The sequence below is a fragment of the Methanosarcina sp. 1.H.A.2.2 genome (genome assembly GCF_000979975.1).
Classification (GTDB): domain Archaea; phylum Halobacteriota; class Methanosarcinia; order Methanosarcinales; family Methanosarcinaceae; genus Methanosarcina.
On record NZ_JJQL01000020.1, the window covers coordinates 44,182 to 66,602 of the forward strand.

Below are 22,421 nucleotides of genomic sequence, written 5' to 3' on the forward strand. Positions count from 1 at the left end.
ATATATATGACCTTCAGAGCTTGCCTTTCTTTTTCATGTAGAAGACTGCGGCTGCAAGAATAAGGGCTGCTCCCAGCACAATGGGGATAATGCTCCCCTCCTGTCTGTCCACACTGAAGGTCAGGTCCTCACTGAGCTGGTGTTTTCCAAAGTCATCTTCGTATTCCACAAGCAGAGTCACTTCCTGGTCTCCTGCTTTTTCCGGAATGAAAGTAAAGACTGCCGGGGCGTCATCGTCCTTTTTCAGGCGTCCCAGGAAAGCTTCTGTGCTTCCCGGGCCTTCAAGCCCATCAAGACTGGCTTTCACGAAGCGGGCTTCCCCTTCCCCAACGTTTTCAAGCTTGAGGATCATGGAAACCTTCTGTCCCTTCACCGGCATTTGGGGGTCGAATTTCAGGCTCGCAATGTTAATTTTCGCCTGGTTCAGCACGTTGACCCCTATTTCCTGGGCCTTGTTGATCTGGAAATCCTCGGCTTCGTTTGAAGCTGTTATCCTGAGGGGGATTTTGTAGGGCTGCACCTCTGCGTTGCTGCCTAAAAGGAGTTTGAAAGACAGGTTCTCAGAACTTCCGGCTTTCAGGGCTTCAAAGAAACGGACGTTGTCTTCGAGGGAGATAAGGGGAGAAGAGCCATTTAAGTCGAGGATCACCCGGACGTTTTTTGCATTTCCGTTCCCTGCATTCTTAACCGTAGTCCGGAGGTAAAATGCCTGTCCCGGGATCAGGGCGTCAACAGAAGCATTCTCTCCGTTTGCCGGAGTGATTACAGTCCCCATGAGTACAATATCAGGGTTTCCTTCCACCCTGATCGGAATCCTTTTCGAAAAGCTCACCCCGTCCCCATCTACTATGGTGAACTCAAGCTGGCGGACTCCCGACGTTGCCCTTTCATCTACCCTGAAGTGGAAGTTAAGCTCGACTTTTGCGCGCTGCCTTATCTGTTCAATTTGAAAAATGCGCTCGGTGTTAGTCCCGGAACCGTAAACCTCTGAGGTGCTGTACTTAAAAATAAAGGGGTCCAGTTCCTCAATTCCGATTTTCACTTTTTCGGCGGGGTCGTTTCCGGTATTTTCGATGTTGATTTTTATGAGCAGGTCTTCTCCGGGCCTGGCAGGGTTAGGGGTTATTTCCGATACATACACCTCAAGATGGGTATTTCCGGAAACTACACCCGCAGAAGCTGTGGGAGTCAGGAGAGCGGTAATTATCAATATGGCCGCGATAAAATGGAAGACGGCTGCAGGGGAGGTAGCTGTTTTAATATATCTCTGCTTCGCAGCCCTGGAATTTGTTTCTTGATGGGTGGATTTCATGGGTAACGATCCTTTTCTGGACAGGTGAATTTTATGTAATAATCCGCAGGAAGGGCTTATAACCGTTACACTTTATTTGCAACCTTCATCAGGTTGTATTCTTCCCTGCCCCGACCGGACTTCAGGCCTCAGGTTCAGGTGGTTTGATGTCGATTTTCAGCGATCGGACCCTCAACTCAGGGCTTCAAAATACTTCCTGGTCTCGGCTACAACGACCTTTCTCAGCGCAAGGAGGGCTATCAGGTTCGGGATAGCCATCAGCCCGTTTACGATGTCTGCCAGGACCCAGATGATGTCAAGGGTCAGGAAGGCTCCTGAGGCAACAATGAGGATGTAAAGAATCTTGTATGGAAGAATCCCCCTGACCCCGAAGAGGAATTCCGTGCAGCGTTCCCCGTAATAGTTCCATCCTATAATGGTTGTGAAGGCAAAGAAGATCAGGCCCAGAGTCACGATGTAGCTTCCGAGGTCTGAAAGCACGGTGGAAAAAGCGTAGCTGGTCATGTAGGCTCCAGCAAGGTCCCCTGTCCAGGAATCCGTCATGATAAGCACAGTTCCGGTCATGAGGCAGACGACGATCGTATCGAAAAAGGTCCCTGTCATGGAGATCAAGCCCTGTTTTGCCGGTTCTTTGACCCTGGCAGCTGCAGCTGCAATGGGCGTACTCCCGAGTCCCGCTTCGTTTGAAAAGATCCCACGGGCAATTCCCATCCGGATTGCAAGCATCACACCGGCTCCAAGGAAGCCGCCCCGGGCTGCGGTTTCTGTAAAGGCGGAATTGAGGATCAGAGAAAAGGTTGCAGGGATTTTGTCAAGGTTCAGCCCGATAATAATCAGACAGCCCAGCACATACGCAATTGCCATGAAAGGCACCATTAACTGGGCTACGGCCGCAATCCTCCTGATCCCACCAAGCGTCACAAAAGCTACAAGCAGGCTCAGCACGGCTGCACTCAGGACTTCGGGGATATCAAAGGCGATCCGGGCCGAGTCCACGATGGCATTTACCTGAGGAAAGGTCCCTATACCGAAAAGGGCAACATTTACCCCGAAGATGGCAAAAAGCGGGGCAAGAATTTTGCTGTACTTTTTATGACCCAGCCCGTTTTTGATGTAGTACATGGGGCCCCCGGACATCTGCCCGTTTGCGTCAACAGTCCTGTATTTGACTGCTAGCAGGGCTTCGGAATACATGGTAGCCATCCCGAAAAAAGCCGCAAGGAACATCCAGAAAAGAGCTCCGGGCCCCCCGGTCTTGATTGCAGTTGCAACCCCCACGATGTTTCCGGTCCCGATCGTTGCCGAAAGGGCCGTACTGAGCGCAGCAAAGCTTGAGACGTCCCCCAGAACTCCCGCCTCAAATTTTCTCGAATTCAGGACATATTTGAGAGCAAGCGGCAGTTTGAAGACCTGGATCAACCCCAGGCTCATGGTCAGGAAAATCCCCGTCCCCACCAGCAAAATCAGAAGGGGTGGCCCCCAGACAAATCCGTCTATCCCCGTCAAAACTTTAAGTATATCGATACCCAGCAGTTCCATTCAAGCCAGCCCCGGTTAGAAATAAAGCTTAAAAGATAAAGATCAAAAGATAAAGAAACGGATTTAACTAAGTATTTGTTCGCGGTTGGTCTTAAATATTGATGTTGGCGCTTCCTGAGATAAGAATAATAATTCCTGGAGCCTGGAGTGCTAAATGGAACAGAAATCCAGACCAGGACCATAGTCTGAGGTAAAATGTCTAATAGAAAAGACAAAAGAGGAATCCTGTATGAAGCAAAATAAACCCACTTTAAGTGTCCTTGAAGGCAGGTTTGGAATCTGCAAGCTGGAAACAGGCTCTGAAATTCCTGAATGGGTGTATGGAAGCAGTTTCTTATCGGTTACGCAAACCCCTGAAGAGCTCTCGGTCGTCTGCCAGGAAAGAAGTATCCCTGAAAATATTCCTGCAGGTGCCCTGGTTGAAAAGGGATGGAGCTGCCTGAAAGTTGAAGGGCCTCTGGACTTCGGACTGACAGGAATCCTTGCAGGAATCAGCACGGCTCTGGCTGATAACGGTATCAGCATATTTGCCGTTTCAACATATGATACCGATTACATTCTGGTCAGGGAAACATACATGGAAAATGCAACAAGAGCCCTTGAGGAAGTCGGTTATGACATCCTGAAATGAAATCCTCAGGAGCCATATTTTTGAAATGCAGGAAGGATTATAGCAAAAATAGATGTGTTTCTTCAGGGTGGTAACTCATCCGAGGCGGAAGATGAAAAACATGAATCCGGAGTAGAGAAGGAAAAGGATAAGCCCTTCAAACCTTTTTATTCTCCAGCCTGTCCGGATAAAGAGGAGAAGCAGGAGACTGATAAGCAGCATGAAAGGTGTTATGTAATAGACACTGATTTCGGTTACTGTGAGAGGGTGGACAAGTCCCGAACAGCCCAGAATCAAGAGAGTATTAGTGATATTTGACCCTATGACGTTTCCAAGAGCTATGCTGGCATAGCCGCTGCGGGCTGCAGAAACCGTTACCATCAGTTCAGGAAGGGAAGTCCCGATTGCAACAAGGCTTACACCGATAAGAGTCTCCGGAACCTCCAGAATCTGGGCAAAAAATATTGACTGCTCTATGAAATACTTTGCCCCGATTATTATAGCAAATCCGCTTGTGACCAGTTTTATAAACTCTACTAAAAGGCTGCTTTCAAAAAGATATTCAGTTTCATTTTCTATCTCAGTTTCATTTTTTATTTCAGTTTCATTTTTTATTTCAGTTTCATTTTCTATCTCAGTTTCATTTTCGGCTTTAATTTCAGTGCAAGTTTTATTCTCTGCCCTAATCGCTTCTTCTGTTTTAGTTTCTCTTTCTGTTTCTTCATAGCTTTCTTTTATGGCTTCCTTTATTCTTTTTTCATCGATTCGTCCTCTAATGCCCGTTTCAATCCTTGCTTTTAAATCGAAAATATATTCAAACTTGAAAAAGTAGTGAATAAAGTCTTTGAAATATATATCTTCTTCGTGCTTTTTCACCTTCTCAAGCAGGAACAGAAGATAGGCAACATATAGAAAAAGAAAAATTGAGGCTTCAATCCTTGAAATTCTGAAGTCCAGAACAAAAAGTAAAAAAAGAAAGGCGGAAAATAACATTATATAGCCGTCTCTTCTAAGCATTAGTTCTTCAGTCTTCACATTGGACAGAAGGGCAGCGGTACTCACGACCAGTCCTATGTTTGCGATGTTTGACCCGAGTACATCGCCCATAACTATTCCGCTTGCGTGTTCGAAGGATGCTGTAAGGGAGGAGGCAAGCTCAGGCATAGATGTCCCTATCGATACCAGAGTTAGCCCGATTATAAACTCTGAGACCCCAAACCTCTTAGCAATCCAGGACGAGGACATTACAAACAGGTCTGCCCCCTTTACAAGCAGCAGTAGCCCCCCGATAAAAATAAGGGCGTTAATTAAGTACACATTGAATTGTGAACTCGAGTTTTATTTAAAGATATCCTTTAAGCTGCCGTACCTGATAATATGCTAATAAATGACAAACTGTAAGAAAAGGATAATGTCTCATCAGGTAACGCTTTTCAGAAATTAGAAACACTTGCAGGAAAATGCCAATTTTAAAAACAATTGAGGAGTTAATCAGGCAAGTTTTAACTCCATTATATAACAGGTCTCATTCTGGCCGCATATACCTTCTATTTTTTTGATTATCTGAAAATCCATTTTTTCGTACAACTTTATTGCAGGGGTATTTTTTACATTTACATACAGGAGAATAGAGTATATTCCGTTCAGCCTCATTTCCTTTATGCTTTCTTCCAGAAGCGTCCTGCCATATCCTTTTCCCCGAAATTTCTTATCGATTGCAATTGAGTAAACTACGGATTTCTTTTTCAGTCCTTTGAACGAAAGTTCTGGTTTCAGGTAGTATATACAGTAACCTGCAATTTTGTCCTGGTTTTTAATTACATAAAAGATTTTTCTGAATTTCTTTGAATATTTTATAAGATTTTCCTGTTTCTTACTATCAAATCCCTCTGCCTGAATTCTAAGAATCTCAGGAAGCATAGTTTCATCTACAGGCAAAATATGTTCCTTTTCGGTATGTTTCCATTCTTTTAGAAGATGAGCCCCGATTGTATCCCGCAGTAGTTTCAGAAAACTCGCAAAATATGAAACTAATCTCATGTAAATTTGTGTGGGATCCATAGAATCACCTTAAAGTGGAAAGCCATTGATATAATTCTCCGTGGGTTTTGTCGCTGCTATTAAAAGAAACTCTTTCCTTTGCTGCAGATATAAAGTTATGAACTACAGGCATACTGGACTGTAAAACCGAATTTTTATATAAATATACCCTCTGAGTCCTGAAATCAAAAAAGTTTAAGTTCCATTTTGTAGCACATCTCCTTTTGTCCACATACGTTTTCTACTTCTTTGACTATCAAGAAACCCGTTTTCTCGTATAATTTTATGGCAGGGATATTGTTTACGTTTACATACAGGAGGACAGAAAATACCCTATTCAACTTCATTTCCCTGATGCTTTCTTCCAGAAGCTTCCTGCCAAATCCCTTCTTTCTGAATTTACTGTCAATTGCAATAGAATAAATTACAGATTTTTTCTCAAAACCCCGGGATGACAAAAACGGCTTCATGTGATATATGCAGTAGCCTATTACCTTATCCTGTCTCTTAATTACATAAAAGACTTTTCTGAATTTCTGTGAATATTTTATAATTTCCCCCTGCCTTTCATTTTTAAATCCTTCTGCCTGAATTCTAAGGATTTCCGAAAGCATGGTATCGTCAACAGTTCCAACATTTTCTTTTTCAATTTGCTTCCATCCCTTCAGAAGAAAAATTCCTGCGGTATCCCATAGTGTTTTTTTAAAACCTCTTAAATATAGATCTGGCTTTGCGTGGATTTTTGCAAGATCCATATATCTCCTGAAGTGCTAGAATTGAAAGAAATGAAACCATCGTTGTATATAAATTAGATAAGTTTTTCAGTTCACTCCGCTCATAAATCCTCAGCAGGAAACCCCGGAGTCTTTAGCTCGGGGGAAGAACGCGTCAGAAAGATTTAGCGATGCGAGCACTTCCCTACCTCTCAGGACTGTTTAACTGGTATCCTTAGAGCCTGAACCCGAGGCGGTATTTCAGGGTAACTATTTCTTTCCTATCGGTTCCCTATTTTCCGTTGCTCCAAATCGGGGATCTGGTCAACCAGGGCTTGTTAGACACGTCCCTGAGTCTTTAGCTCAGGGATAGTTGACACTGTCCTCTCTTCAGGTACGGTTGTTAATCTGGCGTGCTTAACTCCCTTTAAACTAAGTATTTTTTCAGCCAGTTCCACTATTTTTTCTCCGTCCCCTTCAAGGATTATCACTTCAAAGCAGAAATTTTCTTCCATATGGAAATGGACTGAAGAGCTTATCAGATCCATGTATTCATGCTGAATTTCTGCCAGGGTACTTGTTACGCCTTTTTTTGAGCAATCGTATACAATAGAGATGCTTGCAGCCCTTTTGCCTTCTATCTGCTGCATCCATTCATAGTGCTGGTTGTATGTTCTTATGGCATCCCTTATGCCTTCAGAACGTGAGGAGTATCCTCTCTTCACAAGGGCTTTATCAAACTTATCCAGAAGCTCCCCGGGAAGGGAAATCCCTATTCTCATAAGTCTTTTTTCCATACACCTCTCCTGAAAATGAGATCCTTTCTGTCAGGCTTTTCTGGCCTCAGCCGTTTTACTGATGAAAAATCAAACCTGTTGACCAAACAGATAAAATCCACTATATTTCCTAATCCCCATTAAATATAATATTCAAGGATATATTTAAGATTTTATTGTATTCAGAGACATAAACAGTCACATGATAGAGATAATTAGACTCTGGAGTTATGTTTGATTCAAAAGATGTTTATCTGACAAAATGACGGCGTGAATGAACTGGTACAGACTAAAGTCTTCCTGCCGGAACTTCTGTCCCTGCCTGACAAAGCTGCAAAAAAGGGTATTTTTGCCTCAGAGGACAGTTTCTAAGACGAAAATGAAAGTGACTTTTCTTCCGTATTACAGGCCGAATCTTTTCCCCAAATATTCCATAATGGCAGCAGGTGCTGGTTATGGGATAAATTACAATAAATTAAAATTTTTACAACGACCAGTGAGGTTTCAGGCAACCCTGTTGGTTCCCAAAAAGCTTATTAAAGCCAGAGTTCTATAGCGTGAAACGCGTTTACTCTAAAAGTTCAGGAATTTAACTAATAAAGGATAATTTCCTTACTTATCAAATTTAATTAATTTAATAGAAGAGTTGAGAATTATGGCAATTCAGAAAGGCGATTTCATAAAGTTAAACTACACAGGTAGATTTGAGGACGGCAGGATTTTCGACACAACAGACGAAGAGCTTGCAAAAAAAGAAGAGATCTATAATCCCCGCGGACTTTACGGCGGAGACGTCGTTATTGTTGGAGCAGGGCACACAATCGATGGCCTTGATGAAGACCTTGAAGGAAAGGAAGATGGTTACTCCGGCACAGTTTCAATCCCTCCGGAAAAGGCATTCGGCCCAAGCAACCCGAGTCTCGTAGAGACCGTTTCCATAACAAAGCTCCCGGACAGAAATGTTCACCCCGGCATGCCTGTTGAACTGGACGGCAGAAGAGGAGTTGTCAGCAGGGTTATCGGCCGCAGGGTCACTGTAGACTTTAACAGCCCCCTTGCAGGCAAGACTGTTAGCTACGAGTACACCATTGAAAAGATCCTTGAGAATGATGTTGAAAAGATCCAGGGTATTCTTGCCCTCTATACCGGCATTCGTGACACAGAAGTCGAAATAGCTGATGGTGTCGCAAAGATCAATGTGCCCACAGGCCTGACCTTCAACCAGCGCTGGCTCATGGCAAAGAACAGGGTAGCATCCGAACTCTTCAAGTACGCCGGTCTCACAGAAGTCCAGCTCATTGAAAAGCTCACAGTTGAAGCTGAAGTCCCTGCACCTGCAGAGCCTGAAGTCGAGGCTGAAGCCGAAACCGAAGTTAAAGAAGAGACTTCCGAGTCCCAGGAATAATTATTTAACTGTAATTAACAGAAATGCGAAGAGTTATTTCTCTTCGCAAATTTTATATATAATAATCAGGTTCTCTGTATACGCGTCCCGGAATATCAGGACGGTTTGCCGGGATTTATCCGGAAAGCCAAAAAAAGTTACATTTAAAAGTATATTTTCAACATGCTGAGGTAGCCCAGCGGACTACGGCGCCGGTCTTGAAAACCGGTAGTGCTCACGCGCTACGGGAGTTCGAATCTCCCCCTCAGCGCTAACTTTTCCGGCCTTTTCTCAAAAACCAGCCCGGTTTTATTTTTAACTCTTCTAAATTAAATTTTGATGGGTTGCCGCATTCCCTAAAAGGAGCAATTTTCCAAATTATAATTTTATTCCCAGCTTAGGAATATATTTCAGGTAATCTTCCTTCAGCTCATCCTGGGTGATATGGTCGTAAATGTCTATTGCCTCCTTCCTTGTATCACCCCTGAGTTCCTGGATAATAGCCCTTGGACAGCCAGCCCGCCTCATCCAGGTAGTAAACCAGTGCCGGAAACAGTGAGGAGTAAACTTCTCATTCAGCAGGCCTTCCGGGTTATGGAAGCCCAGCTGCAAAGCGTGTTCTGTTGCAGCCTCATAAACTGCATCCCTGGATATCCGGGAACCCTGGACCCCTATAAACAGGGCACTTATCCTTATTTTCCTGTTATACCGCCATTTCAGCCACGTCTCCAGGACCTGGGCGCACTCATCATCAAAGAACACTATCCGGTTGCTTCTTTTCGCATGAGGCTTCAGGACAGCATACCTTTTTAAAACGTGCAGGTCCTGGACATCCAGGTCTATAAGCTCCTGTCTTCTAACTCCTGTTTTTGCAAAAAATACAAACATAGCCTTATGACAGATCCACTCTGCAGAGTCTATAAGGTCCCTCATCTGTTCCAGGCTAATCAGCTGCCTTTCCTCATTCCTCTGGTCTTTGTACTGCCTCAGATACCGTTTCCTGAATTGAGGTACCACATTTCTTTCAATAACTCCTTCCCATTCCAGGAAGTCATTGAAAGAAGAAAGAGCAGCAAAGTAATTTTCCACCGTAGAAGGAGCATATCCTTTTTCATCCCTGATATGGACAAGAAAAATCTTGAGGTCCTCTGGAGATATCCGGACAGGATGCCTGGATAAAAAATATTTCAGGTTGCTTTTGTAGCTCTGAACTGTCCGGGGTGAAAAGTTCCGGACCTGGCAGTCAAGCAAAAAATCATCCAGAAAGTTTGTTTCGGGAAGGTCCCGGGCTGCATCGCGTTCCAGCAAAAGGTCATTTTCGTACATCGAAAACTAAAAAAGATAGTATCCTAACTATCTTAAGATTGTGGGACACTGTTCTTAAATCTTGAAACCAGCATCTGTATATGTTTTTCGTTGAGTTCGGTAGCTGTTGACTCTACCCCTAACTCAAATATATTCTTCTCGAGATCAGAGATGCTTTCCAGGACTTCAAGTGCTTCAGGAGTTAGATAACGTTTTTCTCGGAGATGGCTTTCAAGTGCTACATTTATTGTATTGCTTAAATCAAGCCCATTCATATCTATTATTTTTTTCAGAAACTTTTCAATAGAAGGGTGGATCTGCTCTCTGTCTTTTTTTCCTATCCCGAGGTTTCGTGCAACTACAATAGAATATAGCTCCATGCCTCACCCCCATATATAATTTATAGAGTTTTTCTATAAATAACCAGTTGTTACTGAGAAGAAGCTACAGCCTTCAGGGCCAGGACCAGGTCCTCCAGAGAGACATTTGATTTTGAGGTCCTGGGCTTATCTCCTTCAGGTTTCAGGTGTCCTATGTACCTGATATATCCGAGGTCCTCACCTTTCCCGTACCAGGGAATCCTTATTTTATCCGTAAAAGTCTTTGTCGGAAAAGCAATAATTGCCTGCCCGGGTTCCAGCTTCTCAAAGAGCCGGTTAAACCTGTACAGTTTCGGCTGCTCACTGCTGGGGTAATTTGCGCCTCTCAGGGAGATCAGGAACTGGAAAGAGGACCTGATACCGGGCCTGAGTTTTCTCCATCCATGAGATGAAGCAACAAGCCTCACATTCTGGCTTCTCAGCTGCTCTGCATTATGCTGCAGGATTGCACCTGCCTGCTGATCCCCGGAGAAACCCTGGCCTCTGCTTGGGGCTATGTTGTTAAGCTCATCCAGGAAGACAGCAACCCTCGGATTCTTTCCTTTCATGAGAGAATAGGAATATCCTGCCGGTTTCAGGTCATAGTTCATTGCTTTCAGGATAAGGGCCTCAAAAAGCTTGGCAGTCGTAGGAGCTACCAGAGAAGGATGCAGGATAAACCGTTGAAGACAAAGCACATTTATGTGGTCCCTGTCAAGGAGATTCCATACTTCTTTCGGGTCCTGGAAGTACCTCTTTTCGATATCGTAATGCTGGACCTCTTCGTCCTCAGGATCTGTAAAAAAAGTAACATTCACATCACAGGATTCTGGAATAAGCAGCCTTACAGGAGCCATCCTGCACAGCTGCAGGACCTCAGAAGATTTCCCTCTATCAAACCAGACCAGGGTTTCCCACTGGTCCGGAGGAAGCTGTGTTCTGGCCTTCAGGAAACCTTCCAGGAGCCAGTACATCAGGGTGGTTTTCCCGGATCCTGTGTTTCCGATTTCCAGGCCATGTTCGCCGGGTCTTAATATGAATTCTTTGTATAACTTTTCTTCCCAGGAGTTCAGCTTTTTACCTCCTTTGTTTCAAAAATGAACTTAAGGAAGGAAATTATCTGAGCCTGGGAAAATTTCCCCATAATATACCCGGAAGTACTGGAAACCAGGCCCACAAGCAAGCAGAGTTTCTGAATTTCAAATGAGTCAACTGTCCATAAAACCATTAAAGCCACCTGTTGCCCTGAATTTCTTTAATCATGCTTTCCGTGATAAGTTCGTGTTTATGGATAAGAGTCATGAGCTGAAGCCTTGTAATGTCCAGGGCTCCTTCTATTGCTTTTCGTCTTTCATCTGAGAGCTGCACGTTTTCCGGATCATCCAGGATAGGCTCATAGGTCCCTCTTACGGTACTGATGTCCTTCTGGATATCTTCCATCAGCTTTTTGTCCTCATTATTGAGGCCTTCTTTCTCTGCCACAGCTGCAGTAATGCTGTAAATCAGAGCTACCAGGGAAATCTTGGCCCTCAGGGTTGAGTCTATATTGTAAATCTGGGACCTCAGAGCCTCAGCAAGGAGGTAAGGAAGCCCTAAAAACTTTTTATCGTTCTGCATCCTGGCCTCCTGCTGCCTGCTGAGAATTACGCTTTTTCAGGAAGGAGAAAAGGGACTTCTTGGGGCCCTGTCCAGGTTCCATCTGAGGGTAAAGGGTAGGAACTACAGGCCTTGGAATTATGGTGTTTACAGCCTCTTGTCTGCCCAGGCGGTCCCTGGATGCAGAGAGAGAAGCTGCCCTGTTCATGAAACACATTACCCCGGGAAGAGGAATTACATACTGATCTACAGCCCCGTAGAGAGACATTGCAGTTATCTGCTGCTGGCTGAGATCATACATCGCGTCAGTTGTGGGATTAATCAGAGCGTGAACCGTAGACCGCTTAAGGGCAATGTCGGAATTATCGCTTACTTTCCCGTTCTCTTTTTCTCTTAATTTTTCTGCAATTTCATTTGCCACCAGGACCACCTCAGATCTGTTCTATTGACTTCGTTTTAGTGAGTTTATAGCAATATTCAACTGAGAGACCGATGATCAGAAAACAAAGACCCTCAAAGAGTTGATTGAAAGAAACTAGAGCGGCTGCATAACCACTACAGCAACCTATGAAAATACAGAATAATTCAGATTTAGAGTGCATCAGGACCACCTTAGAACATTAAACCGAAGAAGAACCCGAAGAGCAGACCGAAGAAGATACTGGCCAACAGCTGCCTGGCTTCGGGCTTGATCTTGAAAGCCTCCTGCAGTATTGCTCCCTGGGTGATATCGCACATTAAAGCAGGATTTGTCTTGATTGTCATCTGAACCCGGCCAGAAGGGGTTTCTACATCTGTCACGTAGGAGTTTTCATCACGGAAGATATCCAGATCCACCACACAGCCGCGTTCCTGGTCCACTGCATAGAGATCTGTTTTTTTGCCGCGTTCATCGAGTTGTACTGGCCGGGCTGAGACAGTATATTTTGAATCTTCAAGCCTGTCATGAAGCATGTTATCCCTGAGGACCATACTTTTTAATTCCAGATTTGAAGTTCCAGGAATAATCTTGAGTACCTTTACTTTATTTCCACGTCTGAAGAGGCTCATAGTTTTTTAATCTCCTTAGATCGGTTTAAGGCCCTGGACTACCTGGGCGATAGTGTGAATTATTGAGGTTAAGAGATCAATTGCGAGTTTTGCTTTCTCTATGATCCATTCGAAAACGGCTATCTGATCACTGACTACGTTTTTGAGCATTTTTACCGGGTTCTTTGTCCGGGTCCTGTTTAGAGAATACGTGATCATGAAGAACTCAATAGCAAGAATAGTGGTTTCTATATACTCAATAAAAAACAGACTGAAGTAAAAGAAAATCTCGTCTATGATGTAGCTGGCTATCAGAATAGCTGTTACCAAGTCATCCCCTATGTACGGAATAAAGCCAACGAAGGAAAGGACCTGATCCCATGCCCAGCTAAAAGCAGTTGAAACAACTACCTCTGCTGGAGCCCATAAATTATTAGCTAATTGATCTAAATATTCTTCATGTGTTGCGGCATATAATATAAGATCAAAATAGCTGGAGCTGCTGGCTGATACTGTTGTAAACTGGAGTACCCCGTTATCAGGCAAGTTTGCCGGAACTGTTGGATCTCCTGTTGTAAGTGTTGCAGAAAGAGGAAGAATTCCTGTATATACGTCAATATCAAAAATATTATCAAATGTAGAATCCCAAAAATATTGTATTTCTAAATCATAATCTGTGGCGAGTGGGGCTATAGATGATAAGGTGGTATATTGAACAGTACCGTTAGGAGATATTAGGGAGATATTAAAATTCCATTTTGAAAGATAAGATTTTGTTGAAATAACGTTCAGGGTATAAATGTCTCCATAAGAATCTAAATAAATCGTAGTATTGCTATTGGGATCGATATTAGAAACAGAAACACCTGTAAAAGTTAGCCCTTCCGGAGCAGAGAGGTTAAAGCTTTTTATGTGGTCTTCCTGGATTTCTGTGACTGCTGAAGCTGGAGAGACAGCAGCAGCTAGGAGGAAGAAAAGAAGGAGGCAGAAAAATAAAGGCCTTCGGGCCACCTTAGAACCTCCAGCCCACAAGAGCCAGCATAAAGACCAATACTGCCAGCTTCACCAAGCCAGGCATTGTTTCTTCAAGCCAGGTCAGGGAATCTTTTGCAGCTTCCCTGCTTGGTCTATCGTCTGTGCTGTCTCCGTCATCGTCTCCTGGAGGAGTGCTGCCTCCATAGTCCTGGGAGACTAAACGGATAAGTTGAAAGGTTGAGCCGTTAACTGTTATCTGCTGCTGGTAATTGTCATAACCTGTTTTACTGGCTTTGAGGGTCCAGACTGAACCGTTAGGAAGATCCTCAAAGACATATGCTCCGGTGACTGACCGCCCGAGAGCTGAGAATGTAACTCCGGTTGTGTTCGAGATCTGTATGTAAGCTGTTTCTATGGACTGCCCTGTTTCATAATCAGAACATGCCCCATATATTAACCCTGTTTCACCCGTAGACTCTGAGAGAGGAACCAGATAGATATTTTTAAGAGTCGTTACCTGAGTTAGAGATACTGTCTCGTAGTGAGTGTTATATCCTGTTGTGTTGACTGTTAAGGATTTTGATCCAGGGGAGGTAGGAATACTATAACGCCCTGCCCCGTCAGAATAAACTATGACTCCCTGTAGGTTTACTTCTGCGCCCTCAATTGGTGTTTGAGTATAGGAGTCATAGACCGAGCCATAGAAGACATAATCTTCTCCATACGCTACCCTTGCGTGATCTTCTGCGAGTAGTTCGCCCTCATTTGCTGCGATGACAGATAAATAAGTTAAGTTGTCCCCCGGCAATTGATAAGATAAAATTCCTGAGCCTGTTTTGATCCAGGATTGTTCAAGAGTTATGACCCCGTTTAAGGAGCCCTGTAACCTTATATCAGTAGAAGGAGGGAGAGCATCATAAAAAATACTGATTTTATCAGTGTTTAAATATGTGCTTTTATCTAGTTCGATTGTTGAGGCAGCCCCCACCCCTACCACATCAATTATTTTATATGCGAGTGTTGCCCCTGTTGGACTTTTTAGAGCGATTAGTGCCGTACCTGATAGGGTATCCGAAGGGATTGAGAAATAATGAGAGCCTTCTGCAGAGGTAATAGAGTATGTATCTAGATTATTAATTCCTGGAGGATCACAGATTAATGAACACCCGGACATATAAGGGTTCATTTCCCAAGAAACTTTTAGAGATCTGCCCGCCGTGACAGAGTCAAGACATGTTACATAAATTGAAGATGGTCGAGTAAATGTGAATGAACGCGTATCGTATAGGTATGTATTTTCGTATTGAGATTCATATGCATATAGATTTATGTCATAAGTTCCTGAAAAATTCATGAGAGCCGTAGAAATGGAAGATTCGGAATAAGGTCCCACAGCTGAAAAGGATTTAATTATTTCCCCACTTGGTGATACTATGTTTACGTTCCAGGTTGTAAATAGATATGTAGGATGAGAAACCCTGAAATATTGGTTTGAGTCAGACCATATAGCAGTTGGATCACAAGAGATTAAGGACGGATGAGTGGAAAAATCATCGTATCTAACAGAACTAGACCCACTGTTAGCAATTCCGCTTTGGGTTATTCTTACTTTTACAATTGGACTATGTGTTTGTAAAGTGTAAGCCGTAGACTCTGCGAGAACCCCGTCTATAAAACAATCCACCCCGGTTCCAGCTTGATTTTCTACGTATGAAATATGCCTGGTGTAAAATATTTGAGTTGTAGACAAAACTAAATTTGTCATACTTGTATCAGAGAATACAATGTTGTTGGCAGCATCGTAATACGTGATACCTGTGCGCCCGTACTGCCCGCCCGTTGTTGCCTTCCAGGAGACTGTATACTCAAAGTAATCGTCAATTTCTTCATTTATATAAAATTCTTTTGTCACACTAGGGGAAAATTCCATATAATGATTTGTACTGCCCTGTATTGTGTATCCCGTTGTTCCCTGATTTATATTTTCATCAGGATCAAGATCATCAGGATGACCTTCAAAAGATAATTCCCATGCTGAACCCGGAACAGCCAGCAGGCAAAGCAGCAACAAGGAAAAAATTACTTTTTTCAAATTACCGCCTCCATTTAAAGATAATAGTCACTGGCAACAGGATAATTATGCAGAGCATGAAAAAGCTGAGTATTGGGGGAGCAGTTCTGAGAGCTCCTTCTACTGCAGTAAAAGGATCATCAAGCCAGGACCATTTACTGGGCTTCATGATTGCATGGTAAGAGTAAGCTGGATCTAATTCCAGGACTGTTTCTGAAGCGTTGAAAGTTCCTAAATAGGTTATCTGATCGCCAGATACCTGGTAGAGGTCGAATTCCTGAGAATGGACCAGGTTAAGGTCTGAAAAAGAAACACTGACATTTGCAGCAGCTGCTGGAAGGCAGAGGGAGCAGAGAAGCAGAAAAGAAACTGAAAAAAAAAGGAGGCGAGGCATTTTAAATGCCTCCGTTACCTGAAGCCACTGAATGCGTTATCAATGGCGCCGAGGATTTTATCCCAGAACTTTATGATGAATGTGTACAGGGCGATTACCAGGATGATAGGCATTACTGCACTTATCATGGCTGCAAAGCTGGGAACGATTCCAACAAAGCCATCAATTACGGTAGTTATCTCAGTCCAGTTTACCTCAGTTGCTGAGGCTGGGCTTATCATCAGCAGAGCGCCACCAATGAGGGTAGCTATCTTACCCTTGGATAATGCTCCGGGCTTTTTCTGTTCAAGTTCTCTGTTTTTCCTTAAAACTTTAGTAAAAAGGGACATGATCATAAAAGGATTCTAAATCTACTTAAAACTAGATTTTTTTATAGAGATTATATAAGATCTGTTAAAATTGCGGTTAGTTACTCACATACAAGGAGCCCGACCAGCCGGAGCCGGAACCGACAGCAGTAGATTTGAAAGATACTTTTGAGGCCTGGGGTCCTGGTCCGGATCCAGCCCTCAGGGTCCCTGCAGGGAAGGTCCGGAGGCCTGCAGGATAAGATTAAGAAATGATCCCAGCTTCAGCTTTTGCTTCTTCTTCGATTTGATTTAACTCATCCCGGGTAAGCGTACCAGTCCAATAAAGAGCCGAAGAAGCCCCATGAAAACGGCCCTCGTAGAAGTCCTCTAATGACCCATGTTTTTTCTGTTCCTTATAAAACACCAATGCAAATGATTTTAGTTCGTGAATAATCTGATTTTGATTTAACATTAGTAACCCCCCTACGTCACTATCAATATACTTCGTCGTGATGTCCGTAATATTCCAGAATAACAATTTTCTCCTTTTCATCCACAGAAAAAAGCAGGACAAAGTGAGAGTCAATATGTACTCTTTTCCAGTGATTGAGAGGAGACCTTAAATTTTTGTATCTATGAGGATCCTGAAGGATCTCATTTACTTTGCTGAATATGATTTCAACTTGCTTTTTGTCTTTCTTTGCCAGCTTCTCAACGATTTTTTGAACTTCTGGCCTTACTTGTAGCCGATACATATGAGCTCAGCAGTCAAGCGTTTTTTTCCAGTTCTCAACTGTTCCCACATCTATGGGCTCCTGTTCCATGATCTCCTGGGCCTTTTCAACAAATTCAGGCCTGAGCTCAGGCTCCATAATTTCTTTTTCATATTCAGCTGCCATATGGATGATAGCTGCACTTTTGTCTTTCAAGCCGTATTGAGCTTTAATGATATTGAGAACACGATTTGTTTTTTCATCAATGTTAATCACTGCTTGAACCATATGTATACCTCATGTATATATTAGATATACATGAGATATATACTTAAGGATTTGCATACTTAAGGATTTGCCGGGATAAAAAGTTCCAGGAGAAATATTCCAGGAAAAATGTTCCAGGAGAAATATTCCTGATTTTAAGCCGGGGGTCTGGCCAAATAAAAGACTTAAACAGATTGAACTTTTGAATTAAGAGATAATCTCAAAAAAGGTTTTTCAAAAAAATATATTCTTATATTTTCCATTTGGTGGAACTAAGGGGTAAAAGTGGCAACTGATACTGATTAGGTTAGGGAATTAGGTATGATTAAGGTATGATTAGAGAATAGTTATTGTAGTTATACCTTAATCATACCTTAGTTCCAGTTCAGTTCTACCTTAGTCATACCTTAGTTCCACCAAAAACGATAGCGGTAAACAAATACAAAAAAAAAGTAGAAAAAAGAATTTCTAATCCTGGAAATAACAAAAAAAAAGAGAAAAAAGGAAGATTAAACAAAAGAAAGAGTAAATTCAATTATTTTCGTTTTTTACAGCTTCTAAAGGCTTCTAGTATCCTATCTCTTCCAAATATCAAAAGTTCCTCCCTATCCTTAGATCTTATGAATATGTCTGCAACGTCTTCTGGAGTGTACGAAACATTCTTAAATTTTGGATTCTCTGCCAGATATCTGCTGCAAGCTTCTATGAGTGAAACCTGTATCTCTTCTATCTCTCCTTTGTCATTGTCCTTCATATCGTATATTTCTTCATTCCTTATTTCCAGAACTTCCTGTAACTTTGCGAATGGGACCTTTATGCCTTTTATTCTCTGGCCGTTTATAGTAGTGTATTTTTTCCAGGACTTATATTTTAGTTCTCCTGTCTCTGTTTTTTCCATTGAAGGCTCTAAGATATTGTTGTTCTTCCAGTCCTGAATTACCCTTTCAAAGTTGAAGCCTTTAGAAACCAGGTAATCCTGCAGTTTATCCGGGTCGTAATAGATGGCATCTTTCGAGATCCAGCCCAGGAGTTCTACAGGTCCCTTTGTATAGGTGAAGACTTCTTCCGGGTCCAGCTCCTTAGTGTATTCAAAGAGCTTCTTGTTTCTGAGGTGCCAGGAGTATGTTGTATCCAGAGCTCTCATATAGTAGGGAATTGTAGGGTCTTCAATCACTACTTTTTGATAATAGCTGTTGCATATCCTGTGAGGTTCTTTTGTAGGAATTCCGTTTTTCTCAAAGACTTCTTCCAGGATACAGCCGCCTACAGCAAGGGCAATAAAAAAGGTTTTTGATCGGTCAGCAAATACTGTTTTTGATTTCTCAAAAAACAAATTCAGGTTTTTATAAATAAGTTTGAGTTTGTCCTTTCTTTTAAAAATGGTCTGGACAATTTCATCCAGGAATAACCCATAGTTATTTTCCAGTGTTTCTTTTACTTTTTCGATGTAATCTGATTCCAGGCGTGGGATTCCTTCAAAGATTTCCAGGACCCTTATTTGCTGGCCTGTGTTGGTGCTGTCTGCTTTTGTTAGAGGCTGTTCTCCTGTAGTCTGGACCACAGTTTTCCATCTGGCTGCTTTTTCTATTTTTCCTTCTTTGGTTCCTCTGCCTTTCCCCTGCTCATTACCTATCATGTATATTGCTTCTCTGAATCTTTCGTTATTCGAGGTTTCGTCATAATAGATAGGGGTATCCGTGTTGAATTCCAGGGTTTTTTCTATGCCTACCTTTGTCGAGTCTGCATCCTTGATGAGTTCTACAGGATTACCTACAAGGGAGCTGGCCAGCTGCATTGATACGGACTTAAGCCCGCTGCTCTCATAGTAGTTATGGACTACAAAGGACCTTACGCCAATGAACCGGATCAGCATGGCTGCTACTGTTGCATAGCACTTCAGTCTGATTAAGTCATATTCCAGGAGAGGAGTGAGGTTCTCAATCCATTCTTTTTTATTTCCTTTTACCTCATAGGCTGCTGCTATCTCTTCGGTTAGAGCAAGGATCTCTCTTTTTCCATGGGCTAAATGTGCAAAGGATCCTGTAACATAGATGGAGTTTTCCTTTTTCCAGCCGTTTGTCTTGGCAGTGAATTCTGTGGGGATCTTGTAGGAATGACCTAAAAGCTGCTTGAAGTATAACTTTAGGTCCTTCTGGTCCGCATCCACAAACTGAATTCCTAAGTTTGAAAGCTCTTTCATGCTTGATGTGAGAAGGACCTCTGGCAATACCCATTTCTTAAACTCCTGGCTTGTTACGGTCCTGTACCTGATTTGGTACATGTAGGCCTCATCATCCATACTTTCTCCTATTGAATTAATTATGATAGGAGTATTTGTGATGAATTCCCAGCCTTCAATTTCCTGCCCGTCATTTCTTTTATATTTGTAATATTTCTCTATGCCTAAACTTGAGACTTTGAAGGGGTGTATATCGAAATCTATTGAAAAATAGTCATCAGCAGGCAGCTCTTTTTTGTCAAAGTACTTTTCTTTGATTTCCTTTTTCAGGGATTCTCCCAGAGCTTCCCAGCCCTCCGGAGCGTAAGCCTCCAGGACATCATTGATTTCCCAGCCTGCAAAGGCATACTGGCCCAGGATCTCAGCTACTTTCTTGAAGTCTTCGATTCCCCATTTATCCGGGTTCTTTCTCAGGATATCTCTTAAAGCCGGGTTCAGGACCAGGATGTCAGCTAACTCTTCATTCAGGTCCTTGTTATCCGTGTCCGGATCAAAAGGAATTTTGTGATATTTGCTGAGGACCTCATCCCTGAACGTAAGCCCGGTATTGACTTTGTCTTCTGTCATAGTCTCATTCCCCTTCCGTTTTTGGCTTGGGTTCTATCAGGTCTATGAAGTCCCGGATTTTGGTTCTCAGGTCTTCGTATGTGGCTTCGTTTCCTTCTGATCCGTTCACAACTGCACCTCAGTGGGGTTAATCAGGGGTACAGATCCGGAGAAGGTCCCCCTCACTCCAGATAACAGTTTTAAAAGAGCAACATTAAAAACTTTGTTATACTCTTGAAGGTCACAATTCAGTACATTCAGATTTAAAACATAGCTACAGCTACCGATTTTGGTATTTTTCACGTATTCACTGTCCTTTTTTTCTTAGTCCGGAAACTCTGGTAAAGTTCCAGCTAAACGTTATTTTAAAAGTAGCAAATATAAAAAGCTTTATGATTCAGAAATATATAATCAATATTGGCTGTAAAAATCGACCTGCTGGTAACAGGTCCCGAGCCCTTGGGAAGGAAACTTTTCTACAAAAGTTCACTGTCCGACTTCCCATAAATGCAAGGGTCTAACGATTAAAATACAGTCGGAAAAGTATAGCCTGAGAGGGGTTTGAATGGGCCACCCGTTCAGATCTCCCCCTCAGCGTAACTTCAATGCTTTTTTTAAAAGATCTTTTTATTCCAATCAATGCCTATCTCCGATAGTTGCCGCGTCCCGTACTTCTAAAACAGTAAGATCAGACTTTTACATCGGGAGACTGAAAATTTATACATCGGAAAGCTTCAGTTATCACTTTTTTAGCTTACTGAAGTTGAGATTGAACTTTGCCCCACTGTAATTTTAAGTTCGATAGAACCTTCTATCTATTCAACAAAAATATTTATAAGCTGCAGGCCAGGGGAATCCGTGTTACGAAAACCAAATTCCGGAATTAGAGTCAGATCTGTGTATATGAACAGTTCTGTTTTTACCAGCCTACCGTATATGTTTTAAGAGAATTGGTTCAGAATAGAATAGGAATTGGGAGTTTAGGTTCTTTCCCAATATCCAAATATTTTTATCATCTGAAAATCCGTTTTTCCGTTTTTCCGTTTTTCTGTTTTTCCAAGTTTTTATATAACTTGTTAATTCTTAATTATTTTTATAATATTTAAAATTTTCTGATAAAGTAGTGGCACAAATATATTTAAAGATATATTCTTCAGTTAGCTGGATTCGGTTCCAAAATCTAGTGATTTTTGCATTTCTTGATTGAAATTCTGAATTCGCAAGAAGAATCCGGCCTTTAATCAAAATCAGTATTCGAGCTCAAAAAACCGCGATCCAAAGATCTTATCACAAGAATTGTAACCAATTATAAAATCCAGTGATTTTTAATTTTACATTCATCACTGGATTTTGGTACTGAGTCTTATTTCCTGTCCTTTTCTTATTCTCTACCTTTATCTACAATTTTTTATGGTTATTCCTACGTCTGATTAACTTGATTTGATCTGTTCTCACATATTATTTTTATTTATTAAAACCTGTAATAAATCTTGTATAAGGCAGGTTTTTTCCAGGGAATTTTCTGTGTGAGAAATTTCTTTTCAAGTTCAGTTCCATTGTCTGAACCTGGTATGAAATAAAAAATAACAGGGGAATAGCTATAAACACCATAATAACATCGCGTAAAATTGGAGAAACTATGAAGTTTGTTCCCGAGTTCCACAGGGCAAAAAATGGTCTATGGAATAAATAAACACAGTACGAAGATGTAGCAATATACGTAAAGAATGAGCTTAAAGAACGTGAGAATTTCTCATTGACAAACTTCATCGCAAACGAATACTCCAATACACAGAACAAAATTACAAAAATATTTAGAAGTAGGGTGTCAATGAGGAACTGTAGTAAAAGCGGGTTAATACTCAATAAACCTGCCATACTGTCCAGGATAGATCTTACCATGGAAGAACCTATTGTGCCGCCACTCGCGGTATCAATGGTTACGGAAACTCTTGGGTCCAGAAATAGAGACTCCCTCAATCCCATAACGATTGTCAGTACGAAGATGACCGGCAGAACTGCCAGCAGGACCTGGGCAAGGGGTGTTTTCACGGGGATCTTTACAGCTTTTCCAAACTGGCTTTCCTTGCAGGCAAGGATCCCAAAAACGAATATAAGGAAAAACATGAAAAAGCGGTGGTCAATAATATTGAAAGTTTTTGAGATTAAAACCTAAGTTTGACAGTATCCACTAATTGGTACTGAATATTTCCCTTCTTTTTTGACCCAACTGGACTTGACAATTCTCTTAATTTTATAAAAA

24 protein-coding genes and 1 tRNA gene are annotated in these 22,421 nt (G+C 42.1%); 4 read left to right on the forward strand and 21 right to left on the reverse strand.

The window, feature by feature from the left end; all coding sequences use genetic code 11:
- Window positions 1–13: 13 nt before the first annotated feature.
- Together EO93_RS03740 and EO93_RS03745 are read right to left on the reverse strand one after the other, a co-directional pair.
- Entirely contained in the window at window positions 14–1,312 is a 1,299-nt protein-coding gene (locus EO93_RS03740) for a COG1361 S-layer family protein (RefSeq protein WP_235284099.1), read from the reverse strand.
- A 171-nt stretch (window positions 1,313–1,483) separates the two neighbouring features.
- Entirely contained in the window at window positions 1,484–2,851 is a 1,368-nt protein-coding gene (locus tag EO93_RS03745) for a sodium:alanine symporter family protein (protein ID WP_052735375.1), read from the reverse strand.
- Window positions 2,852–3,080: 229 nt separating this feature from the next.
- Here EO93_RS03745 and EO93_RS03750 point away from each other — a divergent pair, with 229 nt between their 5' ends.
- Window positions 3,081–3,482, forward strand: coding sequence for an ACT domain-containing protein (locus EO93_RS03750; protein WP_048161166.1), 402 nt, complete (start codon window positions 3,081–3,083; stop codon window positions 3,480–3,482).
- Between the two features lie 75 nt (window positions 3,483–3,557).
- Here the strand turns inward: EO93_RS03750 and EO93_RS03755 are convergent, their stop codons facing one another.
- The 4 genes from EO93_RS03755 to nikR form a co-directional block, all read right to left on the reverse strand.
- Window positions 3,558–4,778 carry a calcium/sodium antiporter gene (locus EO93_RS03755; protein WP_048161167.1) on the reverse strand — a complete coding sequence of 407 codons (1,221 nt, stop codon included), beginning with the start codon at window positions 4,776–4,778 and terminating at the stop codon, window positions 3,558–3,560.
- A gap of 174 nt (window positions 4,779–4,952) precedes the next feature.
- On the reverse strand, window positions 4,953–5,522 hold the full coding sequence (locus EO93_RS03760) for a GNAT family N-acetyltransferase (protein ID WP_048133775.1): 570 nt from the start codon (window positions 5,520–5,522) through the stop codon (window positions 4,953–4,955).
- A 164-nt stretch (window positions 5,523–5,686) separates the two neighbouring features.
- Window positions 5,687–6,256: a GNAT family N-acetyltransferase gene (locus EO93_RS03765; protein ID WP_082107553.1), complete on the reverse strand. Its 570-nt coding sequence runs from the start codon at window positions 6,254–6,256 to the stop codon at window positions 5,687–5,689.
- A gap of 296 nt (window positions 6,257–6,552) precedes the next feature.
- On the reverse strand, window positions 6,553–7,011 hold the full coding sequence (gene nikR, locus EO93_RS03770; RefSeq protein ID WP_048133773.1) for a nickel-responsive transcriptional regulator NikR: 459 nt from the start codon (window positions 7,009–7,011) through the stop codon (window positions 6,553–6,555).
- A 634-nt stretch (window positions 7,012–7,645) separates the two neighbouring features.
- On the opposite strand from nikR, the gene EO93_RS03775 reads away from it, so the two are divergent.
- Both EO93_RS03775 and EO93_RS03780 read left to right on the forward strand, forming a co-directional pair.
- Window positions 7,646–8,395: a peptidylprolyl isomerase gene (locus EO93_RS03775; RefSeq protein WP_048133772.1), complete on the forward strand. Its 750-nt coding sequence runs from the start codon at window positions 7,646–7,648 to the stop codon at window positions 8,393–8,395.
- Between the two features lie 164 nt (window positions 8,396–8,559).
- Window positions 8,560–8,645 (forward strand) — tRNA-Ser (locus tag EO93_RS03780).
- 107 nt (window positions 8,646–8,752) lie between these two features.
- Here the strand turns inward: EO93_RS03780 and EO93_RS03785 are convergent.
- From EO93_RS03785 to EO93_RS03850, 15 genes are all read right to left on the reverse strand, one after another.
- Window positions 8,753–9,700, reverse strand: coding sequence for a tyrosine-type recombinase/integrase (locus tag EO93_RS03785; protein WP_048161168.1), 948 nt, complete (start codon window positions 9,698–9,700; stop codon window positions 8,753–8,755).
- Window positions 9,701–9,732: 32 nt separating this feature from the next.
- Complete coding sequence (locus tag EO93_RS03790) at window positions 9,733–10,059, reverse strand: hypothetical protein (protein WP_048161169.1); 327 nt, start codon at window positions 10,057–10,059, stop codon at window positions 9,733–9,735.
- A 50-nt stretch (window positions 10,060–10,109) separates the two neighbouring features.
- Window positions 10,110–11,012, reverse strand: a complete 903-nt coding sequence (locus EO93_RS03795) for a hypothetical protein (protein WP_048161170.1) — start codon at window positions 11,010–11,012, stop codon at window positions 10,110–10,112.
- A 95-nt stretch (window positions 11,013–11,107) separates the two neighbouring features.
- Window positions 11,108–11,266 carry a hypothetical protein gene (locus EO93_RS17225; RefSeq protein ID WP_156161224.1) on the reverse strand — a complete coding sequence of 53 codons (159 nt, stop codon included), beginning with the start codon at window positions 11,264–11,266 and terminating at the stop codon, window positions 11,108–11,110.
- Window positions 11,266–11,655, reverse strand: a complete 390-nt coding sequence (locus EO93_RS03800) for a hypothetical protein (RefSeq protein ID WP_048161171.1) — start codon at window positions 11,653–11,655, stop codon at window positions 11,266–11,268. Before EO93_RS03800 ends, EO93_RS17225 begins: the two co-directional genes overlap by 1 nt.
- Complete coding sequence (locus EO93_RS03805; RefSeq protein ID WP_048161172.1) at window positions 11,642–12,055, reverse strand: hypothetical protein; 414 nt, start codon at window positions 12,053–12,055, stop codon at window positions 11,642–11,644. Before EO93_RS03805 ends, EO93_RS03800 begins: the two co-directional genes overlap by 14 nt.
- 191 nt (window positions 12,056–12,246) lie before the next feature.
- Window positions 12,247–12,684 carry a hypothetical protein gene (locus tag EO93_RS03810; protein WP_048161173.1) on the reverse strand — a complete coding sequence of 146 codons (438 nt, stop codon included), beginning with the start codon at window positions 12,682–12,684 and terminating at the stop codon, window positions 12,247–12,249.
- Between the two features lie 15 nt (window positions 12,685–12,699).
- On the reverse strand, window positions 12,700–13,674 hold the full coding sequence (locus tag EO93_RS03815; RefSeq protein ID WP_048161174.1) for a hypothetical protein: 975 nt from the start codon (window positions 13,672–13,674) through the stop codon (window positions 12,700–12,702).
- A gap of 1 nt (window position 13,675) precedes the next feature.
- On the reverse strand, window positions 13,676–15,730 hold the full coding sequence (locus EO93_RS17230) for a hypothetical protein (RefSeq protein ID WP_156161225.1): 2,055 nt from the start codon (window positions 15,728–15,730) through the stop codon (window positions 13,676–13,678).
- 1 nt (window position 15,731) lies between these two features.
- Window positions 15,732–16,103, reverse strand: a complete 372-nt coding sequence (locus EO93_RS03825) for a hypothetical protein (RefSeq protein ID WP_048161176.1) — start codon at window positions 16,101–16,103, stop codon at window positions 15,732–15,734.
- A 14-nt stretch (window positions 16,104–16,117) separates the two neighbouring features.
- Window positions 16,118–16,438, reverse strand: a complete 321-nt coding sequence (locus EO93_RS03830; RefSeq protein ID WP_048161177.1) for a hypothetical protein — start codon at window positions 16,436–16,438, stop codon at window positions 16,118–16,120.
- 217 nt (window positions 16,439–16,655) lie between these two features.
- A complete protein-coding gene (locus tag EO93_RS03835) occupies window positions 16,656–16,865 on the reverse strand; it encodes a hypothetical protein (protein WP_048161178.1) in 210 nt (69 codons plus the stop codon).
- A 22-nt stretch (window positions 16,866–16,887) separates the two neighbouring features.
- Entirely contained in the window at window positions 16,888–17,148 is a 261-nt protein-coding gene (locus tag EO93_RS03840) for a type II toxin-antitoxin system RelE/ParE family toxin (protein WP_048161179.1), read from the reverse strand.
- 6 nt (window positions 17,149–17,154) lie between these two features.
- A complete protein-coding gene (locus EO93_RS03845; protein WP_048161180.1) occupies window positions 17,155–17,394 on the reverse strand; it encodes a DUF2683 family protein in 240 nt (79 codons plus the stop codon).
- A 514-nt stretch (window positions 17,395–17,908) separates the two neighbouring features.
- A complete protein-coding gene (locus EO93_RS03850) occupies window positions 17,909–20,179 on the reverse strand; it encodes a DUF927 domain-containing protein (protein ID WP_048161181.1) in 2,271 nt (756 codons plus the stop codon).
- 1,879 nt (window positions 20,180–22,058) lie between these two features.
- Here EO93_RS03850 and EO93_RS03855 point away from each other — a divergent pair.
- Window positions 22,059–22,334, forward strand: a complete 276-nt coding sequence (locus EO93_RS03855) for a hypothetical protein (RefSeq protein WP_048161182.1) — start codon at window positions 22,059–22,061, stop codon at window positions 22,332–22,334.
- Window positions 22,335–22,421 lie beyond the last annotated feature (87 nt).